Source organism: Elstera litoralis (assembly GCF_000963705.1).
GTDB lineage: Bacteria > Pseudomonadota > Alphaproteobacteria > Elsterales > Elsteraceae > Elstera > Elstera litoralis.
Genome location: NZ_LAJY01000329.1, coordinates 1 through 1,132, shown reverse-complemented (window position 1 = coordinate 1,132; position 1,132 = coordinate 1). Strand labels below are relative to the sequence as shown.

At 63.4% G+C, this 1,132-nt stretch carries 2 protein-coding genes; both read right to left on the bottom strand.

Annotated elements, in window-relative coordinates; genetic code table 11:
• A partial coding sequence (locus tag VZ95_RS22065; protein ID WP_232302650.1) for a hypothetical protein occupies positions 1-443 on the bottom strand: 443 nt, incomplete at its 3' end.
• Positions 431-1,132: hypothetical protein (locus tag VZ95_RS22060; protein WP_456297701.1), on the bottom strand; the 702-nt coding region annotated here is incomplete at its 5' end. The genes VZ95_RS22060 and VZ95_RS22065, both read right to left, overlap by 13 nt.

Here is a 1,132-nt window from a genome sequence, read left to right as displayed (position 1 = left end):
AGTTGCGCGCTTTCGCCGGGGGCGTAGGCATCCTTGTCGCTACTGACCGCCACGGTTTCGGTCGGCGGGCGCGACCAGGTGACCGGCGCGCCGCCATTCACGAACAGATCGACCGAGACGAACTGCCGCCGCCCGATTTTATCGGCGGCCTCGACCTGAACCAAATAGACGCCCGCCTCGCGCAGGGGGAAATCCAGCTTCAGCGCGTCGGCCCCACTGACGATTTTGCGCTCTTCGATCACCTCATCAATGGTTTCGGTCGTATATTTGGCCGTGCCTTGAGAGAAATCCCCGGCTTGCAGCAGCGAGTTCCAACTGCGCCTCACCAGCTTCACCGTCAGCGGCACCCCTGCAACCGGCGTGCCCTGCGGGCCGATGGCGAGGATTTCCGGCTGAAGGCTGGTCGCTGTTTCCAGATAGCGCGGCACCTTCACCCCCAGCACGAAGCTGGAAGCGCCTGCACTTGGGTAGAGGTGCGCACTTGAATATCGTCCGGCCCGGTCACGGTCGCCTCAATCTGATAGCGGCGCGGATGGCCGGTCGGCTCCAGGGTGGGATTGAGTTTCAGCGGGGCCGAGCCGCTGTCGTCGGTGCGGGCGTTCTGCTCCAGCACCGGGCTTGCCCGGAACTTCTCCTCCGCCCCGAAGCGCGAATCGCTGGAGAAGAAGAAGCCGGGGCGGTCCGGCGGGGTCCAGGCAATTGGCGCTTGCGTCACCCGCCACAAAATCGGTCGATCCGCTACCAAGCCGCCCGCGAAATAGCGCGCCGACAGGTCGATACCAAATTCCTCATCGAGCGCCACCCGCTGCGGGCCGTTCAAGAGCACTTCGAAGGTCGGCAGCCGATAGGCGTCTTTCTTGAAGCGCGCCTGCCCGCAGCTTTCCGTCTCTTTGCCGTTGCTCTCAAAATAGGCGCTATAATCCCCGGTCGCGTCGGTTTTCTCGTTGAACTCGAAATGGAAGGCGCCCGTATCGCTGAGCGTAACCGGATAGCGCCACTCCTCATCATTCGGCCCTTGCACCACGAGCGACCCCGTGCCCGAGGCGAAACGATGCGCGCCGCCGAGATAGGTTCGCACGAAGCCCTTGAATTGCACCGGATCTTCCGGGCGATAAATCGGGCGTCGGCGAAA